Source organism: Psychrobacter sp. Marseille-P5312 (assembly GCF_900291405.1).
GTDB classification, from domain to species: domain Bacteria; phylum Pseudomonadota; class Gammaproteobacteria; order Pseudomonadales; family Moraxellaceae; genus Psychrobacter; species Psychrobacter celer.
In genome coordinates this window covers 702,144-719,661 of sequence record NZ_OLML01000001.1, presented here as the reverse complement: position 1 = coordinate 719,661, position 17,518 = coordinate 702,144, and the positions used below count along the sequence as shown (strand labels likewise).

Genomic DNA, 17,518 nt, shown 5'->3' with positions numbered 1-17,518 from the left:
TAATTTAGCTGAGTAAGTACTATGGTGGAGGAATTGCCGTCGGTGTTTTTAGTGGGGCCGATGGGAGCAGGGAAAACGACAATCGGTAAACTGCTGGCTAAGCAGCTAGGACGTGAGTTTTTGGATAGTGACTGGTATATCGAGTCGCAAACAGGTGCCGATATTGCGTGGATCTTTGCCAAAGAAGGTGAAGCAGGCTTTCGCGAGCGTGAGACACGCGCCATCGATGAGTTGACCCAAAAACCGCAAATTGTATTGGCAACTGGTGGCGGTGCGGTCATGTCTGCCGAAAATCGCGCGTTTTTGCACCAGCGTGGCATCGTCGTGTATCTCAATGCCCCCGTTGATGTGCAAATGGCGCGTACGGCAAAAGACAAGTCGCGACCATTGCTACAGCAGCCCAACCCCAAGCAGATATTGCAGGATCTCTACAGCATCCGTGATCCGCTATATCGTCAAGTGGCGCATATCATCATGCCAACTGGCCATACTTATCCGCGTTATATGGTCAATCAACTTTTGCAGCAGCTGGCATCGTTTGATATGTCTGCCATTACCGCCCCAAATAACCAAAGCTAACTGTATAGATACTGTATGGATGACGGACAGTCAGCTGCTCATCGCTTATGACCACTATTTAAGGAGTACTTCATGGCCACGCCACAGTTTTTTGAGGGTTTAACCGTTCAGACACAAAGCCATGATTATCCCATTATTATCACTGAAGACGCGGGCAAAAATGGCAGTATGGCGCAGCAAGTGGCGCCTTATATCACGGGCCGTCAGGTTTTAATCGTCACCAATGAGACGGTTGCGCCTTTATACCTATCTGCATTTGAACAAGCGCTGGCCGCGCACTTTGCTGTGAGAGTCTGTGTGCTGCCAGATGGTGAGCAGTATAAAAACCAAGACAGTATCAATCAGATTTATGATGCACTGATGGATGCCCATTTCAACCGTGACGTGACGCTCATCGCCCTAGGTGGCGGCGTCATTGGCGATATGACAGGCTTTGCGGCGGCAAGTTTTATGCGCGGCGTGAATTTTATCCAGATACCAACGACATTGCTGTCACAAGTAGACTCTAGTGTCGGCGGCAAAACAGGCATCAATCATGCACAAGGCAAAAACATGATTGGCGCTTTTTGGCAACCGCAAATGGTATTGGCTGATATGAGTACACTCAAAACCTTGCCCGCTCGTGAGCTCTCAGCAGGGCTGGCAGAGGTCATCAAGTATGCTCTTATCATGGATGTCGGTTTTTTGCAGTGGCTGGAGAGCAATCTGCCTGCCATGATGGCGCTGGATTTGGCCGTGCTTGGTGAAGCGGTAAAACGCTGCTGTCAATATAAAGCCGATATCGTGGCCCAAGACGAGCGCGAGTCAGGTGTGCGTGCCTTGCTTAACTTTGGCCATACTTTTGGTCATGTGATCGAGACGCATCAAGGCTACGGCAACTGGCTACACGGCGAGGCTGTGGCGGCAGGTATGGTACAGGCCGCCGAGCTTTCACAAAAAATGGGCTGGCTAAGTAATGAGGAGGTGGCGCGTGTTAAGCATGTGTTGACCTTGGCAAACCTGCCCATCTATCCGCCTGCGATCGCGGTGGACACTGCGCTTGATCTGATGGGCCATGATAAAAAAGTGAAACACGGACAAATCCGCCTGATTTTGTTAAAATCACTGGGTGAGGCGGTATTGACCAATGACTTTGATGCCACGCTATTAACCGACGTGCTGGCCGCACACAGTACGTAAGATACTGATTTTACAATCATAAGCGTTTGGTGAAGACAATGTGCGTTTAGCGCCTAACGTGACCGCTGGCATTTATTTCAACAAGTCTTTATGTTGCGTTCTTAACCCTATTTTCACCAAGGATACTCTCATGGCAGCACCAAGATCGACGACGCGTAGCGCAAGCCAAGCATATCGCCGCCAAGCATTGATTTGGCTGGTAGCGACGTTGCTACTTGGCGTGGTTACCGCTTTGGTTTGGATGTTTAGTCAGACTCCAGCGATGGGTGCCAAAATCGAAAACGCACCGATAACCACGCCGCAGCCGCTTAGTGCTGAGCTTGAGCAGCCGCTCACCATAGAATCCTTGCATGAGCTGGATACGGATGTGCAGCCGCTCAGCTTTGATGCGACCATTCGCGATTTGCGCAGCTATCCTGATGAGTTCAAAGACAAGCGCTATTTGCTAGCAAACAAGGGCAAATGGACAGTGCAGGTGATGAATGTCGCCGAAAACGACGTCATCGTCAGCTATCTAGAAAGCCGTGATGATCGCAAAAAGTTTGCGTATTTTCGCTATTTAGATGACGAAAACCAAGCGCGTTATATGCTAACTTATGGGCTGATGAGCAGTCCGCAAGAAGCGGTTGGCGCCTCAAAACTGGTGGACTTTAAATTACCGGCTGATGTCCGCGTGTTGCCAGAAGAAATCAATCGCTATATCGGTATCATCGATAATTATGAGCGCCCCGATCCCATAAAAGATTTGAGCAATAGGCGAGTGCGCGCGGTTGATTTGCGCCCGACCAAGCGCGAAGTACCAGTGCGTCAACCTGCCGATGACAGCAACGACGTCGATGAAACACGGCGCGCACCGAGTAGCAGTGAGACCAGTATTCGCCAGTCTATCGACACTTCTGAGACCTTATCTGTTACTGAGGAGCGTATCATAGGCGGTGAAGAGCAGTCGTCTGTGACCGCAGGCAACGAAGAGTCGAGCAACAAACCTGCGGACAATCAAAAACCGGTAGCGGCAGGCGGTGATAGTAGCAATAAGAAGCCACCAGTCGTGCCAACGCCGAAGCCGCCAAGTAGTAGTGGGGCAAATGTGGGCGCAAACAATGCGGCAAATAGCGGTGCCAATAACGCCAGCAATAAAAACAGTAATCCCAATAAAAATAGCAATACCGGCACGGACAATAAAAGTACCAACCAAGGTGTAGCTAAAAACGATAACGCTGCCAAAAATAACGGCGACAGTATTAAAGAGCTGATTGAAGAAAAAAGCAATTAAGTTGCGTCTGTTGATTTGATTAGAGTCATAGCCGTAGCGATAGTAATAAAGCCCATTAGCAAAGATACTGGTGGGTTTTTTTTGGCAGGTATTTTATGTGTCAAGTGACAGTTGTTATTTTCTCCAGTTACCGCTTCTGCTTTGATGTTCTGCTATCTTAGTTGCATGAACCATGGCTTAAATGATAGCTGAAACCTGCCTTTATATGCATTTTTATCTGCTGTTTTTCGTCGTTGTATAACCATTAGTAATACGTTCTCTTACAAAATATGGGTGATGAATCGATAGAAAAGACTAGATTTTTTGCCAATCATTAACTAAGATAACGGTGGGCGACGTTCTGTATAGTTATCGTAAATAACTATTTATTGAGCATTCGGTGAGTGCTTGCATCAAATCTATAAGACGCTTTGCTACTGTTTGTTGTCCCAAGCGCCGCCATTTTTATTTGCATTTATACGATAATAAATGGCGCAGCCTCCCTTACGGTCGCTCTTTTTAGAGTGAATAAAGCGCTTAAATACAGAGCGTCAAATATTCAATATAAATCATCGCACCGTTACACTACCTAGCCAATATAATCATAGCGTTCGGTAATACACGGTGACAAGCGATACTCCAGTTAACAATAGCATGTGATTGAGAACTGAGTAACTGGCAGATAAAACGATTTTTATCTGATTGCCAAGATCTATTACTTACTGTCTATTCATACATTAATTATCTGTTCAGACATCATTAATGACTAGGAGGGTCAAGGTGCTAACCTGATTCTCAGAGTATGATGAATAAGAACGTCACATCAATTATTAATTCGGATATACGAATATTAATTATTAGCCCGTTCTGCCTACGGATAGCCGTTTATGCTCCGCATTGGATGATAAGCGACCCGTTCAATTAAAAGGACTAGCCATGTCAATGATTTCCTCCCATACGCATTTGGCCACGCCAGATGATTTCTCTGATAACTGTGGTTTTGGTTTGATCGCTCACATTGAGGGTGAGGCCAGCCATGATTTGGTAAAAACAGCCATTCATAGCTTAAGCTGTATGACGCACCGTGGCGGTGTTGCTGCTGATGGTAAGACGGGTGACGGCTGTGGTCTATTGTTGGCAACGCCGACCAAGTTTTTTCAAAAAATTGCCGCCGAGCTGCAGTTTGATATTACTGATAACTTTGCGGTGGGCATGGTCTTTGTCAATCTCGACGCTGCTAAAGCAAAACACAGCCAGCAAATACTCTCTGAAGAGATTACTGCACAAGGTTTGGATGTGGCGGGCTGGCGTAATGTGCCACTTGATTTGACGATTGTCGGTGACATAGGCCGTGAGACATTGCCTGATTTTAAGCAAGTGTTTGTCAATGCGCCTGATGATTTATCAGCAGATGATTTCAATCGTAAGCTGTTTGTCGCGCGCAAAAAAGCCGAGCAACGTTTGGCAGACGATGAGTTGTTTTATGTGTGCTCGTTGAGCGCTCAGACGATTATCTATAAAGGGTTGGTGATGCCGTCTGACTTGCCAGCGTTCTTTTTGGATTTGCAAGATGAGCGCCTGGCCTCACATATTGTGGTATTCCACCAGCGTTTTTCTACCAATACCTTACCGCGCTGGCCGCTTGCGCAGCCGTTTCGCTATCTGGCGCACAATGGTGAGCTGAATACCATCACGGGCAACCGTAACTGGTCTAAAGCTCGCACACCAAAGCTCAAATCAGACAAACTGCCGAATCTAAATAAATTGACGCCGCTTGTAAATACCACAGGCTCTGACTCATCAAGCTTAGATAATATGCTTGAAGTACTGATGTCTGGTGGTATGAACTTATTTCATGCGATGTCAATTTTGGTACCACCGGCATGGCAGAACGTCGATAGCATGGACATGGATTTGCGCGCGTTTTATGAGTTTTATTCGCAGCATATGGAGGCATGGGATGGGCCAGCGGGTCTGGTGATTCAAGACGGGCGCTATGCGGTGTGCATGCTTGATCGCAATGGCTTGCGCCCATCGCGCTGGGTGACGACGAAGAATGGCTACATTACGGTCGCCTCTGAGGTGGGTGTTTGGGATTATGCGCCAAAAGATGTACTGGCAAAAGGCCGCGTCGGTCCCGGTCAAATGCTGGTCATCGATACCATGACTGGCCAGATTTTAGATACCAAAGCCATAGCCACCTTACTAAAAAAAGCGCACCCGTATCGCAAATGGCTGCGCGAAGAAGCGACCCGTATCCGTGATGATGAGCGCCTAGAAGAGCAGCTGGCGGCGCAGGCCTGCCGCGGCGAGCCACTCAAGGCCCTACAAAAGATGTATCACATCACCAATGAAGAGCGCACCGAAATCATCCGTCCTAATGCCGAAAATGGTCAAGAGCCAGTGGGCTCGATGGGCGATGACACACCAATGGCAGTGCTGTCGCAGCAAATTCGTCATGTCGGCGATTTTTTTCGTCAGCAGTTCGCGCAGGTGACCAACCCACCGATTGACCCATTACGTGAGTCAATCGTGATGTCACTACAGACGTGTCTCGGCGCTGAAACCAATGTGTTTGCGCCATCAGCAAAAGATGCTCATCGTATTATTTTGTCATCACCAGTCTTGTCAGCCAGCAAGATGCAGCAGCTTGAAACGCTGGATGATCCAGCATTCAAGATGGCTCGTATCGATCTGAACTATGACCGTACTCTAGAGCTATCTGATGCTATCGTTGCTATTTGCGAAGAAGTGGCAGATAACATCCGCTCGGGCAATACCTTGATCGTACTGTCTGACAAAAACATCGTCGCCGACAAAGTCCCTGCCAATGCCATCATGGTGACAGGGGCAGTGCATCATTATCTGATCTCCCAAGGTATCCGCACCGATGCCAATCTCATCATCGAGACGGGGCTGGCGCGTGACTCGCATCAGGTGGCGGTATTAATTGGCTTTGGCGCCACCTGCGTCTATCCATATTTGGCTTATGATGTTATCGATGACTTGGTGGCAAGTGGTGAGCTGCTTGGCGATCCGATTCAGGCGCGGGTCAATTTCCGTAAAGGCTTGGATAAAGGTTTGCTAAAAATCTTATCAAAAATGGGTATCTCAACCATCGTCTCTTATCGCGGTGCACAATTATTTGAAGCGGTTGGTCTCTCAGAAGAAGTGGTAAACCTATGCTTTAAAGGTGTGCAAAGCCGTATCAAAGGCGCCACCTTTGCCGATCTGGCAGCAGATCAGGCCATACTCGCGGCCAACGCCTTTAAGCGCCGTGCGCCCCTTGATCAAGGTGGTTTGCTCAAGTTTGTCTTTAACAAAGAGTATCACGCCTTTAATCCTGATGTGATTAACAGCCTGCACACCGCTGTGCGGACAGGCGATTATGACAATTATCGTCATTATGCCGACTTGGTTAATAGTCGCCCTGTAGCAACCTTGCGGGATTTGTTGCAACTAAAGACAGATAACTCAATTGACGTAAATGAGGTCGAAGACATCTCGGCTATCTTGACACGCTTTGATTCGGCGGGCATGTCGCTTGGCGCTCTATCACCAGAAGCACATGAAGCGATCGCCATGGCGATGAATACCATCGGTGGCCGCTCAAACTCAGGAGAGGGCGGCGAAGATCCAGTACGCTATGGCACGCTGCGCAATTCAAAAATCAAACAAGTGGCTTCTGGTCGTTTTGGTGTCACGCCTGCGTACTTGCGCTCAGCAGAAGTCATGCAGATCAAGGTCGCTCAGGGTGCAAAACCAGGGGAGGGTGGACAGCTGCCAGGTGGTAAGGTCAATGCGCTGATCGCGCGCCTGCGTTACTCTGTACCAGGGGTGACACTCATCTCACCGCCGCCGCATCATGATATTTATTCTATCGAAGACTTGGCGCAGCTGATTTTTGACTTAAAACAAGTCAATCCCGATGCCTTGGTCTCGGTGAAGCTGGTCTCACGTCCAGGCGTTGGCACCATCGCGACAGGCGTGGCCAAGGCCTATGCCGACTTAATCACCATCTCAGGCTATGATGGCGGTACGGCAGCGTCACCACTGTCTTCTATCCATCATGCAGGCTCGCCGTGGGAGCTGGGCTTGGCAGAGACGCATCAGTCGCTACGCGTCAATGGCCTGCGCGATAAAGTGCGGGTACAAACGGACGGCGGACTCAAGACAGGCCTTGATGTGGTAAAAGCCGCTATCCTTGGCGCAGAAAGCTTTGGTTTTGGTACCACGCCGATGATTGCGGTGGGCTGTAAATACTTGCGTATCTGTCATTTAAACAACTGTCCAACAGGCGTTGCTACCCAAAAATCCAAGTTGCGTGACGAGCACTTCATCGGTGAAGCGGAGATGCTCATTAACTTCTTTAAGTTTGTGGCGACAGAAACACGTGAATGGCTTGCCGCCCTTGGCGTACGTAGTATGGAAGAGCTGGTCGGACGTACTGACTTGCTCGAGGTGTTAGAAGGCAATACTGCAAAGCAGCGTCACCTAGACTTAACGCCACTCTTGTTTAGTCATCCAGCCAGCGTTGGCAACGCGCAAACGTGTCAGGTAGAGCGTAATGAGCCATTTGATAAGGGCTTGCTCGCTGAGCAGATGGTCAGTGATATGCTGCTTAATATTCGTCAAGGTACAGGCGGCGATTATAGCTATGCAATCGGCAACTGCGATCGCTCAATCGGCGCGCGTATCTCCGGTGAGATCGCTCAAGTCTGGGGCAATCTTGGTATGAGTGATATGCCAATCAAGCTGCATCTAACGGGCACAGCAGGGCAGAGCTTGGGTGTGTGGAATGCAGGCGGCCTAAATATCGAGCTAGAAGGCGATGCCAATGACTATGTCGGTAAAGGTATGGCTGGTGGCGAGATCGTTATCTATCCGCCAAAGGGTGCCAGTTTTAGTACCCAAGAGACCGCCATTATCGGTAATACTTGCCTTTATGGTGCGACAGGCGGTAAGTTATATGCGGCAGGCACCGCAGGCGAGCGCTTTGGCGTACGTAACTCAGGGGCGCAAGCGGTGATAGAGGGCACAGGCGATCACTGCTGTGAATATATGACCGGCGGCGTGGTGACCATCCTTGGACGGACAGGGCTGAATTTTGGTGCAGGGATGACCGGTGGCTTTGCTTACGTGCTCGACATGGATGGCGACTTTTTTGATCGCTGCAATCACGAGCTGATTGATTTAAACCGTATCTCCAGCGAGCAAACCGAAGAGCACCGCATTTATTTGCAGCAAGTGATAGAAAACCACGTAGATAAAACAGGCAGCGCTTGGGGCCAGACGATATTGGCTGACTTTGAGCACTATGTGCGCAAATTTTACTTGGTCAAGCCCAAAGCGGCGAATATTGCCAGTCTCCTAAAAACCACCATGGCTGATCCACAGTAGTCGGGTATAGGGTATAAGAGACGTTTTAATACATTGGTTTTTTCGCAGGTCGGTGCCCGCAGTGACATATATCAGATGGACTGATAGTGTGTCGCAGCGGCTCCCCACCCACGATAAAAGCCACCTAGAGAAGAGACAGTTATCATGGCAAAACGCTTAGAAAATAGTTTTCAGTTTTTAGATGTACCACGGTTAGATCCTGCCAAAAAAGACATTGCCACTCGCTCGACAGAGTTTGTTGAGATTTATAAGCCGTTTGAGAGCGAGGCGGTGGCGCAGCAAGCCCATCGTTGTCTTGAGTGCGGCAACCCTTATTGTGAGTGGAAATGCCCAGTTCACAATTACATCCCTAATTGGCTAAAGCTGGCCACCGAAGGCCAAATCTTTCAGGCAGCAGAGCTGTGTCATCGTACCAATACTTTGCCTGAAGTATGCGGCCGCGTTTGCCCTCAAGACCGCTTGTGCGAAGGCGCTTGTACGCTAAACGATGGTTTTGGCGCGGTGACCATCGGTAATGTCGAAAAATATATCAACGATACCGCTTTTGCCTTAGGCTGGCGACCTGATATGTCGGATGTGGTTTGGACAGACAAAAAAGTTGCCATCATTGGGGCTGGGCCGGCAGGTCTTGGCTGCGCTGATATCTTGGTAAGAAATGGCGTCAAGCCTGTGGTTTTTGACAAGCGTCCTGAGATTGGCGGCCTACTGACCTTTGGTATCCCAGAGTTTAAGATGGAAAAAGACGTCATGCGCAATCGCCGCGTGATTTTTGAAGGCATGGGTATTGAGTTTCGCCTCGAGACCGAAATCGGTACAGACGTCACTATCGATGAGCTGTTGAGCGAGTACGACGCGGTGTTTATGGGAATGGGCACTTATACCTATATGCGCGGCGGCTTTGTAGGCGAAGAGCTCGACGGCGTTTATGACGCTCTAGATTATCTGATTGCCAACGTCAATCGCTGCAATGATTGGGAAAAAGACCCATCCGAATACATTGATCTAAAAGGTAAAAAGGTAGTGGTACTTGGCGGCGGCGATACGGCGATGGACTGTAACCGTACCAGCATTCGCCAAGGTGCCGAGCGCGTCGTCTGCGCTTATCGTCGTGACGAAGAGAACATGCCAGGCTCGCGCCGCGAGGTGGTTAATGCGCGCGAGGAAGGAGTGCAGTTTTTGTTCAACCGTCAGCCGACCGAAATCATCGGCCTAAATGGTAAGGTCAATGGCGTCAAGGTCGTCACCACACAACTGGGCGCGCCAGACAATCGTGGCCGTCGTCGTCCTGAGCCGATTCCAAATTCAGAAGAGATCATTGAGTGTGATGCGGTGATTATGGCCTTTGGTTTTCGTCCTAGCCCTGCCGACTGGTTTGAGAGACAGCAAGTGGCCATGGATAGCTCGGGCCGCGTGCTAGCGCTCGAGCAGCAGACATTTAAATTTCAAACCAGCAATCCCAAAATCTTTGCAGGTGGCGATATGGTGCGCGGCTCGGACTTAGTTGTCACGGCTATTTGGGAAGGTCGCGAAGCGGCGGAAGGTATCTTAGACTTTTTAGAAGTATAATTACCTAGATTTAGATTCCACGATTTATTAGTGGTTTGTGATGTAAACGTCTTTTGTCTTTTATCAGACAAAAGGCGTTTTTTTTGAGTGATGCTTGGTAAATAAAAGCTCGACTGCTAGCATGTTTGTGCGTACCCTATATGCTTTATCGTTTACCTCATTTATCCACTAAAACTCGTTTATTCACTAAAAAGAGTAGCCTTGCGTGAAATCAACTTTTTACCAGCGTGTTACTGCTCCATTCATCGAGCCTTACATTCGTTATCAACGTGCAGATGTGTTACATGCTTGTCGTCTGGGAGTGGCTGTCATACTGGCGCTATTAGTCAATAAAGTCACAAACCTGCCGCATGGTGAGTGGACCACCATTACGGTTTTTATTATTTTAGGATTGTTACAGTATCAAGGCGCTATCTATACCAAAGCCAAAGAGCGTGTGCTGGGCACGCTACTAGGTATTGGCACAGCATTAGGGGTGTTGTGGTTCAATCAAAATGCAGGGGCATGGCTATGGATCGACTATGCACTTATCGGTATATTAAGCGGCATTATTGGCTATCTGGCCGTTCGTAAGCTTGGCTACACAGGGCTGCTGACGGGTATTACGATGTTAATGATTGTCTCCGATCTAGGCAATAGTAGTATTGGTCAAGACGGCATTTATCGTGCGCTCAATATCTTGCTAGGGACAGGCGTGGCGGTCGCAGTCACACTCATTTTACCGCTAAAATCAACGCTGATGTGGCGATTTCTATTGAGTAGCAATCTTGATGCTTGTAGCAGCTTATATGCAAGCGTTGGCCATCATATTGATGCAGCGGACGGAGCGGCGGGCAACACGACCCATAAATCAAATCCAGTGGCTTTTTCAGTTGAAGAAATACCTGTTGATAGAGCGTTGGTCACCACATTACAACAGATCAATAAGCGCCTACTGGCCGTGCGTCCACATATCGCTGCAACCGCAAGTGAGTCAGGGATCGAAAAAGAGACGCTGGAGACCATTCAACGTACCCACCGTAATATTATCGGGACGATTGATTTGCTGCTCAGTGCAGCGCCGCGCTTGGCAAATATTGAAATCGATGAGGAGAACCATGTTTTATTGGTTCATTATCAGCATGAGTTGACGCAAGCGATGCAGCATATGGCTGCGGTGCTACGTAGTCCCAGTGATGAAGTGTTTCGTCCCATTACGCGTATTGCCGTCTCAGAGTATCCAATCGTACAGCGTTTAGCGTTTGAGTGGCAGGGATACTTTTGGTTGACCCAAACCTTGCAAACCCAGTTGCAACAGTTGAGCGACTTGTTACAAACGACTAAACCGCAGTGGTTTGCAGCCTCAGGTCTACGCTATCAGCGCCGTGAGCAACGCCGCATCGAGGACAAAGGCGGCGAGACAGATCTACATTTATAATATAAAAAACGCTGATCTTAGATCAGCGTTTTTATTTTTGAACTACTAGGATTAAGCGATTACGTCATGGCTATTAACGGCCTGTTTTTAGCTTATCCCAATACTGCTGATACATTTGCAAGGCTTCATCACCCACATCTTCTTGGAACTCTGCTTTTGCCAGTACTTCTTTAGAAGGGTAAATCGCCGGATTGTTGCGCACTGATTCGTCCATCATCTCGCGTGCGGCTAAGTTTGGCGACGCATAGCCAATCTCTTCACTGACGATTTTGGCGTTTTCGGGGCGAAGCAGGTAGTCGATAAACTTATGCGCGGCATCCACTTGCTTGGCATTTTTGGGAATGACAAAGTTATCCATCCACAGTATCGCACCCTCAGATGGGTATTTATAAACCAAGCTGGTCAAGCCTTCATCATTGGCCATGACCGCTTCGCCATTCCACGTCATACCAAGCGTCGTCTCCCCTTCGATATACGGCATACGCGTGGCATCTGAGTTAAAAGTTTTGACATTTGGCATCAAGGTCGTAAGCTTGTCATAAGCGGCTTTTATTTCCTCAGGATTGCTGCTGTTGCCTGAGTAGCCGAGGGTTAGTAGTGCCATACCAAAGACTTCGCGTACGTCATTGGTCAGCATCACTTGACCTTTGTATTTCGGGTCCCACAGATCATTCCAACTATTGACGGTCGCAGGGTCGACGCTATCACCATTGATGGCAAGACCTGTACTGCCCCACATATAAGGAATCGAGTACTTATTGTCTGGATCGACCTTGGTATTGGTAAATGACGTATCAAGGTTGTTAAAGTTGCTTAATTTTGATTTATCGAGCTCTTGCAACAATCCTTCTTTGGCCATTTTTTCGACATAGTACGTCGATGGAATCGCCAAGTCGTATTGGCTAGAGTCATCGAGTAGCTTGAGCTTGGCGTACATCGCTTCGTTGGAGTCGAAAGTGGTGTAATTGACGGCGATACCAGTTTCTTCTTCAAAACCATCGAGAATCTCTTGAGGCATATACTCTGACCAGTTATACAGATTAAGCGTCTCATTGCTTGTGCCAGAACTGCCATCCGCTGCTGCATTGTCAGAGCTACTACAGCTGGCAAGTACCAAGCCGACTGCCATAGCAAGCAAGGCTTTTGGCGCAGTCTTTGTCACGGCCGTAGGCAATAGACGACCGATGCCGGCCACAGAGCGGGCAGGCGCTTGGGATGATGATACGTGTGTCAAAATATCTCTCCTAAATAATAAAGTCAAATCAATAAAACGGCATAAAAACGGGCGTATACAAAGCACTAAACGCTGCATACGGTGATTGATACTATTATGACCATTAGTGTTACTGATTTAAAGGGTCGGCGCAAAGAGATTTTGACCGCGCCTACCGTCACCATAAAAAGTACAACAAAACCAACTAAGGTGATGCTGTCGTTTCAGGGTATGTTACTAAGCAAGTCATTAAAAAACCAAATATATGTGTAAGATTAGGAGAAAGCATGAATAACCGTAACCGTGCCGGCGTGATTGCTGCCATCATTGGTATCATCGTTTTTATGGCGATGTTTAACTCAGGCTCACCGACGCCTATCGTCAATTGGCCGGTAGAAACCTACATGGGGATGGCCTTTACCATTGGTTGGCTGAGCAGCGTGCCGAATTGGTTGGCTTACGTGCTGGCGGCGCTGGTGCTGATTTTACTGGTGATTGGGCTTTATAAAATAGGCGGCTGGATTTATGGTCTGCTAGCGCGCACGCGTTAATAGCAGTACTGCTGCACCGCTGCAAAAGCGAGAGATTAGAGATATTCTAATCTCTCGCTTTTTTGTTTTTGGTTTACTTGTATTGATGATTGTACTGGTGAATATAGTAGATTTAATTTAAAAATGTTATAGCGCTACTGGTATAAATTATCCTTGCGTGCTGTGCCTGCGCCGACAAAGACTGCGTAAAATTTATCTCAGCCCCACTGTAGCGTTTTTATATTGAACGCACTGTATATAGGCTCCTTGTCATTTATAGATTGTCCAAAATTGCAAACATTTGGTTTTATGAGCAAAAAGTATTTGTTTCCGTTTCCCAACTATGTTTCAATCGCTATCTTTTATCAATCTTTTCATATGTTTGAAACCTATCAATTTATTTAAGTTCTAAATGGAGCAGCGGCTATGCAAGGAAGTAATTCACCAAATGGCAGTCCACCAAACAACAACTTTGATACCGCAGCGAAAAGTTCTCGTATGCAGCGATTTTTGCAAGGGGTTGAGTGGCTCGGTAATCTACTGCCGCATCCGGTCATTTTGTTTGTTTGGATGTCTGTGCTGCTGTTGGTACTCTCAGCTGTGATGTCTTATTTTGGGGTGTCGGTGATAGATCCGCGCCCTGAGGGCACCAGCGGACGTAGTGCCGATGGCATGATCGAGGTCGTTAATCTATTGAACGGCGAGGGTTTAGCACGCATTGTTGAAAATTTAGTCACCAACTTTACCGGCTTTGTGCCGCTTGGTACGGTGCTGGTGGCCTTACTCGGTGTCGGTATTGCTGAGCACTCTGGTATGATATCAGCTGCCCTGCGTGGTCTGGTCATGAATGCGCCCAAAAAAATGGTGACCTTTACCATTGTGTTCGCTGGCATCATGTCAAACACCGCCGCCGAGCTTGGTTATGTGGTATTGATACCACTGGCGGCAGTTATCTTTCACTCACTTGGTAGGCATCCGCTAGCCGGTCTGGCCGCGGCGTTTGCTGGGGTGTCAGGCGGCTATAGTGCTAACTTATTGCTTGGTACGGTAGATCCTTTATTATCAGGGATTACCCAAGAAGCGGCGCGTATCATCGATCCTACCTACACCGTCGGTGCAGAGGCCAACTGGTACTTTATGATCGCCAGTACCTTTTTGATCAGTGGCCTGGGTTATTTTGTCACCGAAAAAATCGTTGAGCCAAGCTTAGGAAAATATAACCCTAAAGATGCTGATGATGCCTCAGTACTCGACACACAAATCGAAAAAGTCTCCGCACTTGAGAAAAAGGGTCTACTATGGGCCGGTATCAGCATGCTCATATTCTGCTTATTGCTGGCGTGGACAGTAGTGCCTGCAGATGGCATCTTGCGTAATGCGGAGACGGGTCTGGTGTCAGGCTCACCATTTTTAAAAGGCATCGTGGTCTTTATCTTTGTATTCTTTGCCCTACCAGGCTATATCTACGGTAAGATTACCGGTAGCATCAAGAGCAATCAAGACGTGGTCGATGCCATGAGCAACGCCATGAGCTCCTTGAGTATTTATATTGTGCTGGTGTTTTTTGCCGCGCAGTTTACCGCGTTTTTTAAGTGGTCAAATCTTGGTTCGGTGATGGCGGTGTCTGGCGCGACCTTCTTAAGTGATGTTGGCCTAACTGGACCGCTGCTATTGGTTGGTTTTATCCTGATCTGTGGTCTGGTCAACCTTATGCTCGGTTCGGCATCTGCCCAGTGGGCGGTGACTGCACCGATCTTTGTGCCGATGCTCATGCTCACAGGTTATGCGCCAGAGATGATTCAGGCGGCTTACCGTATTGGCGACTCATCCACCAATATTATCACGCCGATGATGAGCTATTTTGGTCTTATATTGGCAGTAGCAATGCGCTACAAAAAAGACACTGGGGTGGGAACCTTGATGGCGATGATGCTGCCGTACTCCATGGCTTTTTTGATTGGTTGGACGATATTGTTTTCTGTCTGGGTGTTTGTGCTGGGTCTGCCAGTCGGCCCTGGCGCAGAGACCTATTATCCTGCTCAGTAGTTGTTATTCGCAAAATAAAAACCCTTGTCAGCGATTGGCAAGGGTTTTTTTGGGCGATAAAGAAAAGAGTTTTGAAGGGTTTTGCTTAAGACTATAGTCAATTCTAAATAAAACAGATACATTATATGTCAACGTGGAACTGGTATAAATTTTCCTTGCATGCTGTGCCTGCGCTGCTCGATGCTGTGTAAAATTTATCCCAGTCCCACTGTATCGTTTTTATACTGAACCCACTATATTCTATTTATGACGCCACCTTAAATTGCTCAAGCACCTTTTGAATACCATATTCTTCAATGGTACCTGTGACAAAATCTGCGCGCTCGATCAGCGCAGGCTGAGCATCGCCCATCGCGACCGCATAGCCGACCAAATCAAACATCTCCAAATCATTAAAACCATCGCCGAACGCCATACATTCATTGGCATTTACGCCGTAATAGTCACAAACGTCTAGGATGCCACGGGCTTTTGAGGCGTTTGCTGGCAAAATATCCGCACCAATTTGATGCCAATGTACCAGCTTTAAATCGTCCCGCGCAAAGTCGATATCCTGCATTTTATCGAATTGATTATTAAAAAACACCGAGCACTGATAAACAGGGTTTGATAGATAGTAGAGGGGATCGACGATGGAGTTGGGGGTTTTGGCATTGAATTCGCGTAGACGCTCATTTTCCCCCGACCAAGCGATATGAGTCGCTGAGTCAAACTTATGAATGAGCTCGCTTGTTTTGCATAACTGCACGATTTTGTCCGCCTGCTCAGCAGACAACGGATAGTGACTGATTAAGCCCTGATTATCAAAGCTGTACTGTCCGTTCATACAGATAATGGCGTCTAAAACCTCTGCCTCGAGCAACGCTAAAATATCAGCCGGCAATATCGCTTTAGAGCGCCCTGTAGAAATCACCAGTTTAATGTCGGTTTGGGCAAGCGCCTCAAGGGTAGCCTTGTTGTGCGCTGCAATAATACCGTTGCGGCTTAGCGTATCGTCGATATCAAAAAATATCACTTTTGGCATGGGCAGCTTGTGAGGCATACTGGCTGTCGCAGCCTTATCTACTATAAACATGAGCATCCTTTATGTTTAAAAAACAACCGTGTAAGTCTTTTGAGTTAATGGGTCAGAGTGGGGCACGGCCTATATAAAATCTAAATATTATCTATTGTAAGTGCAGTTATTTTTAATAAAATAGCAAATATATAAGTGCTTGGTGATACGTTTGAGTGAGCATGATCAGCGCCAGCCATCAGCCAAAGCTACGACCTAAGGATACCTTGATGACTCTCTCTATCACAAGCGACAATAAGGCTAGTCCACAAGTATTAGACGATGATTTGTTTGCTCCATCACCGCGTCATCCTGAGAGTCGGCTAGAGGCGGAGTGGTTATTTTTATTCAATAAGTTACCGCCTGATCAATGGTTTGGCGCAGATTATGCCTATAAGACATCGGGCTGGCTAAAGGTACATACTAACATACGAAAACGCCAGCGTATCTTGACACAGATAAGTACGGCCTATCAATCAGGGGAGTTTGGCTGGAGCGAATACCGCTCACAAATATTGAAACGCATCAATATGCATGTGCTTAAACTGCATCAGCATCATGGTGTTGAGGACGAGGGGTTTTTCCCTGAATTTATTCGTATGTACCCGCAGCTACAGGAAGGGTTTGAGATATTGAGGCGCGACCATGAGCGTTTGGATGCGCTACTTGATGAATTGCAAGCGCAAAATGATCAGCTGGCGAGAACGGAGGTTGAGGATAAAGTACTGGCAGTACAATTGCATCAAACCTTGGTGGACGTAACCAATTTACTCTCGCAGCATCTGAGTGATGAGGAAGATTTGGTTATTCCTATTTTGGGGTTGCGACAGGGTTAGGGTTTGGTTTTCGGACTCTAGCTATTTGTAGGGTGAGCTCCATGCGCATTTGTTAAAAATTATTGTTGCTAAGGGTATTTATAACGTACTCTACTTCAAATGTCTTATTTCTGATAAAGCCTTATGTTCAAGAATATCAATATCAGACTGTTAATCGCTCTTACCTCGATGATGGTATTTCCGTCACTTTATCAAACCGTCAGAGTAAATTTTCTCGGTGACTTACCTAGTGACGCAGGAATTAATATTGCTAGTCAAATACTGTGGCTAAGTTTGATTTATGAGATAGCGCAAGAGGCACTAATTTTACCTTTGTTTTATTTATTCGGTAAATCTCTGTCTGATAAAAACGAGTTTGAAAATAAAGTTCAAACAGGGTTTATCGTTATCTTGGGTATAGTCAGTTCAAAACAAAACTGTCATAAGTTCCAAAGCGCTACTGGGAG

Annotated in this window: 11 protein-coding genes; 9 read left to right on the top strand and 2 right to left on the bottom strand. The window is 47.4% G+C overall.

Features of this window, described 5'->3' with window-relative positions:
- Nucleotides 1–21: 21 nt before the first annotated feature.
- The 6 genes from aroK (at nucleotide 22) to C6W44_RS03065 (ending at nucleotide 11,393) form a co-directional block, all read left to right on the top strand.
- Entirely contained in the window at nucleotides 22–579 is a 558-nt protein-coding gene (aroK, locus tag C6W44_RS03090) for a shikimate kinase AroK (protein WP_105244179.1), read from the top strand.
- 72 nt (nucleotides 580–651) lie between these two features.
- Complete coding sequence (aroB, locus tag C6W44_RS03085; RefSeq protein WP_105244178.1) at nucleotides 652–1,758, top strand: 3-dehydroquinate synthase; 1,107 nt, start codon at nucleotides 652–654, stop codon at nucleotides 1,756–1,758.
- 130 nt (nucleotides 1,759–1,888) lie between these two features.
- A complete protein-coding gene (locus C6W44_RS03080) occupies nucleotides 1,889–3,031 on the top strand; it encodes a hypothetical protein (protein WP_227526343.1) in 1,143 nt (380 codons plus the stop codon).
- 915 nt (nucleotides 3,032–3,946) lie between these two features.
- Nucleotides 3,947–8,410: a glutamate synthase large subunit gene (gltB, locus tag C6W44_RS03075; protein WP_105244177.1), complete on the top strand. Its 4,464-nt coding sequence runs from the start codon at nucleotides 3,947–3,949 to the stop codon at nucleotides 8,408–8,410.
- Nucleotides 8,411–8,554: 144 nt separating this feature from the next.
- Nucleotides 8,555–9,976 (top strand): glutamate synthase subunit beta, encoded by a 1,422-nt coding sequence (locus tag C6W44_RS03070; RefSeq protein ID WP_105244176.1) that lies wholly within the window; start codon nucleotides 8,555–8,557, stop codon nucleotides 9,974–9,976.
- 205 nt (nucleotides 9,977–10,181) lie between these two features.
- Complete coding sequence (locus C6W44_RS03065) at nucleotides 10,182–11,393, top strand: FUSC family protein (protein ID WP_105244175.1); 1,212 nt, start codon at nucleotides 10,182–10,184, stop codon at nucleotides 11,391–11,393.
- A 73-nt stretch (nucleotides 11,394–11,466) separates the two neighbouring features.
- Here the strand turns inward: C6W44_RS03065 and C6W44_RS03060 are convergent, their stop codons facing one another.
- Entirely contained in the window at nucleotides 11,467–12,627 is a 1,161-nt protein-coding gene (locus C6W44_RS03060) for an ABC transporter substrate-binding protein (RefSeq protein ID WP_227526342.1), read from the bottom strand.
- A gap of 266 nt (nucleotides 12,628–12,893) precedes the next feature.
- Between C6W44_RS03060 and C6W44_RS03055 the strand changes: the two genes are divergently transcribed.
- Both C6W44_RS03055 and C6W44_RS03050 read left to right on the top strand, forming a co-directional pair.
- Nucleotides 12,894–13,157 carry a hypothetical protein gene (locus C6W44_RS03055; protein WP_075100341.1) on the top strand — a complete coding sequence of 88 codons (264 nt, stop codon included), beginning with the start codon at nucleotides 12,894–12,896 and terminating at the stop codon, nucleotides 13,155–13,157.
- A gap of 405 nt (nucleotides 13,158–13,562) precedes the next feature.
- A complete protein-coding gene (locus C6W44_RS03050) occupies nucleotides 13,563–15,182 on the top strand; it encodes an AbgT family transporter (protein WP_105244174.1) in 1,620 nt (539 codons plus the stop codon).
- A gap of 244 nt (nucleotides 15,183–15,426) precedes the next feature.
- On the opposite strand, the gene C6W44_RS03045 is transcribed toward C6W44_RS03050, so the two are convergent.
- Nucleotides 15,427–16,257, bottom strand: coding sequence for a Cof-type HAD-IIB family hydrolase (locus C6W44_RS03045; RefSeq protein WP_227526341.1), 831 nt, complete (start codon nucleotides 16,255–16,257; stop codon nucleotides 15,427–15,429).
- A 209-nt stretch (nucleotides 16,258–16,466) separates the two neighbouring features.
- On the opposite strand from C6W44_RS03045, the gene C6W44_RS03040 reads away from it, so the two are divergent.
- On the top strand, nucleotides 16,467–17,072 hold the full coding sequence (locus tag C6W44_RS03040) for a hemerythrin domain-containing protein (protein WP_105246420.1): 606 nt from the start codon (nucleotides 16,467–16,469) through the stop codon (nucleotides 17,070–17,072).
- Nucleotides 17,073–17,518: the final 446 nt, after the last annotated feature.